Genomic DNA, 4,141 nt, shown 5'->3' with positions numbered 1-4,141 from the left:
TGAAAAATATGAAAACAATCCATTTTTAAAAGGCAAAATGCTTATTTCTAAATCAGCAAAACAAGAGTATGATCGTGCTGTCATTGCTCGTAATAACTATCAAGAATACATGAACAAAGAAGGCATTTCAGATAGAACTAAGTTTGAAAGTCAAAAAAATATATTAAGTGAAATAGAAGTCAAAGTTCCTGAATTTAAAGAGCAAATTCAATTCCAAGAAAAAGGACTTGGCTTATTAGATGCAGTTATCAAAGGCATTGAAATAGCAGGAAAAGAAATGAATAGACAACAAAAACTCAAGAGTATGAAAGTAAAAAGAAAAGAAAGAATTATCGTCAAAACCATTCAGAGTTGGAAAGATAAAAAGTGTAGATCAAGACTCAATTATAGCTATATAATAAAAAAGACTCTTAGTGCTGTAACACCAAGAGGGAGAGGCATTTATAAAGGATAGCAATGGTCTAAAACCAACCACCCTAGTTGCCTGACATGGGTGGTTTTCTTAAAAGGAGAAATTAAAATGAGATCCACAGGAATCGTAAGAAAAACCGATCCATTAGGAAGAATAACCCTTCCAAGAGGACTACTTGAAGTATGGAAATTGAAGAAAGCAATTCGCTTGCCATTTATGTAAATAACGATCAAATCATTTTAAAATCCTATCAGCCTGAGAAAGAATGTCTTGTAACAGGGAAAATCTCAAATCAAAATCTATCAATATTCAAAGTTAAAATCAATTTAAGTCCAGAGGGTGCTGAAAAACTTGCAAGAACTGAAGAATAAGTTGAAAAAAGCTTAATACAATTAACTTAGAGAAAAGTAGTATCTAAGATACCACTTTAACTTTCTACTAAAGTCTAAACTAAGCCATCCTTGTTATATAACTAGGGTGGCTTTTCTATAGGTTAATTTACATTGTTGAATATGTTTATAGGTATAAAATACTAAAATTGTATTTTATTGGATTTTTCAGATGTATATGGTTATTTATTTCGAATTACTAAATAAATTTCTAAAGTTATAAAATTTTATTAAGGAGGATTTTTATGAAGAAGAGTATTATTATCACGATGTTTTGAGCATCTAATCATGAACATTCAATCAAAGAAGAAGATCAGGTTATCACACAATATTATGTGCCTTGTCCAGAAGGTGGAAAACACACTATGACTGAACAATCAATGGGTGAGATAAGAGAAAATGGCAAAATGGATGACCCTGATTATGTAGGTTATAATTCATCTTTAAATACTAGTGTATGGGATTCGTATATATGGTACTAACCCCTTTCCAATAACAACAATGAAACATTTATATATTAATGACATATAAATAAGATAATGTATATTTTACAAAATACTTGTACACCCACCTAACATAATTGTTAAAAATAGGGAACTCATTAACATCATGATATGATGTAATGAGTAAATAAAAAATTAGGAGGTATTTTTCTGTGATTTGGTTATATTTCTTAGTACCTATTGTTATTATTGGTGGTATTACCGTTTATTTTGAAAAGAAATCTGGAATGACTAAACCTAATGAAAATAAACAAGCAGATAATTTAGGGGAAGTTTTAAAACATAATAGAATTAATATTAACGGCCCAGGAACAGGAACAGACTAAAAATATCCACTTAAAAACAACGACTCCTTGAAGAACCCCAAAAGTATCCAAGAAAATCTTAATATACACTCTTTTTTCATACAGGATTTTATGCAAAAAGACCACTAACAAAAAGTAAGTGAATACCCTGAAAAAGTTGATCTATCAACGTTGTATAAAATCATGCATAATCAATAAAAATCACAAAGAGGCCCAGTACCAGCGTTCGTGCAACCAGGGGCAAAGTAAATCTTTTTATTGATTCAGTCCTGACTCTAGGGACTTTTTTTATATTCTGAATTCCTATAAGATTTTGCTGATACGTATGATAAGGAGGAAAAACAAAGTGAAGCAAAATTGGGACTTAGAAGAACTTATTGAACATTTTACCGTTATTCCAGAAGAAATGCGTTTACTCGGAAACAGATATGGAGGAACACGACTGGGGTTTGCCGTTCTACTAAAGGTCTTTCAATATCAGGGACGTTTTCCAAAAGGGAAACAGGAAATAAGTAAAGATGTTATTCAATACATTGCCAAGCAAGTAGATGTACCTGCGGATTTATTTCAAGCGTATGATTGGGACGGAAGGTCAATTAAATATCATCGTGCTCAAATTCGCGATTACATGGGATTTAGGGACAGCACCCTTACTGATATGGAACAAGTAAAATCCTGGCTTCAGGCTAACATCTTACCGCAGGAGCTACAAATAGACAGAGTAAGAAAACATGTACTACATTACCTAAGAAAACAACAAATTGTTCCCCCAGCTCATGACCATTTAGAGCGAAACATCAAGTCAGCCATTTATCAGTATGAGGACCGGATTTCTCAATCCATTTACTCTAAACTTTCTGATCACTCTCAATCTAAGTTAGATACGTTTATACGTACTTGGTCCCATACAGAACAGATAGAAAAAGATCAAACCATTCTCAGTTTCCGAGAGCTTGTATCTGATCCTGGAAGAATCGGGTTAGACAGTTTATTTCAAGAGATAGAAAAACTACGAACAGTACGAGATATACAGCTTCCACCAAATTTATTCTACGGTGTTTCACCCAAGATGATCCGAACGTACAGACAGCGAGCTGTTTCTGAAGATATTAGAGAGTTGCGCAGGCATCCTGATCCGATCCGTTATACTTTATTGGCAGCTTTCATTTGGTGTAGAGGTAGAGAAATTACGGATAACTTAGTTGAGCTCATTATCGAAATTGTTCATCGAATCGGTGCTCGGGCGGAACGAAAAGTAGAAAAAGAATTTTTACGGGATTTTCGTAAAGTAAGTGGGAAGACAAACGTATTGTTCCGCATGGCTGAAAAGGCAGTGGAACAACCAGACGGTATTGTGCGAGATGTTTTATTTCCTGTCGTAGGCGAAGATAAATTAAAAGATATTGTGAAGGAAATGAAACGTACAGGTCCCTCCTATAAACAAAAAGTACATACTGTTATGAGATCCTCCTACGGTACTCATTACAGAAGAATGGTTCCAGCTTTACTTGATATTCTAGAATTTCAATCCAATAATGATGTGCATCGACCTGTGATAGATGCAATTGATTTACTTACACAATATAAGCTTACCAATCAGTATACATATAATGAAACAGATTATATCCCAATTGAAGGAATCGTTAAGCCAGGTTGGATTGATACGGTCATTGATAAAGAAACAAACCGTGTAAACCGAATGAATTATGAAATCTGTGTACTCCAAGCTCTGCGAGATCGATTACGTTGTAAAGAAGTATGGGTAGTCGGAGCTGATCGGTATAGAAACCCAGAGGAAGATTTACCAAAAGATTTTGAACAAAATAGAGAAAAACATTATGAAGCGCTTTGTAAGCCCCTTGAAGTACAAACACTTATTCACGAACTGAAACAGAGTATGAATACGGCTCTCGAGAAATTAAATAGAAGTGTTAAAAATAACTCCAAGGTACGTATATTGAGTAAGGGAAATGGCTGGATTTCTGTGTCACCTTTACAGGCACAGGCTGAACCGGTTAACCTAAATCTCGTAAAGGCAGAGGTCATGAAGCGTTGGCCCATGACCAATCTTTTGGATATTTTAAAAGAGGCAGATTTACGTGTACATCTGACAGATGTGTTCCAAACGCTAGGTAATCGTGAGATCCTTGATAAGGAAACACTGCAACGAAGACTTATTCTTTGCTTATATGGATTGGGAACAAACACAGGATTAAAGCGAATTGCGGCTGGTGAACATGGGGAAAGTTACAAGGACTTACTCTATGTACGGCGGAAATTCATCCATAAAGAGAACCTACGGCAAGCCATTTCAAAGGTAACCAATGCCATTCTAGATGCTCGTGTAACAGAAGTATGGGGTGAAGGAACAACTGCATGTGCATCTGATAGTAAAAAGTTTGGGGCTTGGGATCAGAACTTGTTGACTGAATGGCATATTCGATATAGGGGACGTGGAGTAATGATTTATTGGCACGTGGAAAAGAACTCTACATGTATTTATTCGCAACTAAAATCCTGTTCTTCATCAGA

Annotated in this window: 4 protein-coding genes; all 4 read left to right on the top strand. The window is 35.0% G+C overall.

The genetic code is table 11. The annotated features are described in order from the left end of the window. The coding region (locus ACEWK1_RS27325) for a hypothetical protein (RefSeq protein WP_416636851.1) at positions 1-454 on the top strand (454 nt) is incomplete at its 5' end. Between the two features lie 140 nt (positions 455-594). Beyond that, complete coding sequence (locus ACEWK1_RS27320; protein WP_311315562.1) at positions 595-783, top strand: AbrB family transcriptional regulator; 189 nt, start codon at positions 595-597, stop codon at positions 781-783. A gap of 673 nt (positions 784-1,456) precedes the next feature. After that, positions 1,457-1,630, top strand: a complete 174-nt coding sequence (locus tag ACEWK1_RS27315) for a hypothetical protein (protein ID WP_176551030.1) — start codon at positions 1,457-1,459, stop codon at positions 1,628-1,630. A 325-nt stretch (positions 1,631-1,955) separates the two neighbouring features. Continuing rightward, a partial coding sequence (locus tag ACEWK1_RS27310; protein ID WP_416636850.1) for a Tn3 family transposase occupies positions 1,956-4,141 on the top strand: 2,186 nt, incomplete at its 3' end.

Origin of the sequence: Metabacillus sp. YM-086 (genome assembly GCF_048059995.1) — a bacterium.
GTDB lineage: Bacteria > Bacillota > Bacilli > Bacillales > Bacillaceae > Metabacillus > Metabacillus litoralis_B.
Note: the sequence above shows the minus strand (reverse complement) of the source record. Positions and strands in the feature narration are given on the sequence as shown.

Excerpts from the sequence above, each read along its gene's own strand:
- ACEWK1_RS27320 (WP_311315562.1), top strand. The coding sequence starts at position 595 with ATGGAAATTGAAGAAAGCAATTCGCTTGCCATTTATGTAAATAACGAT.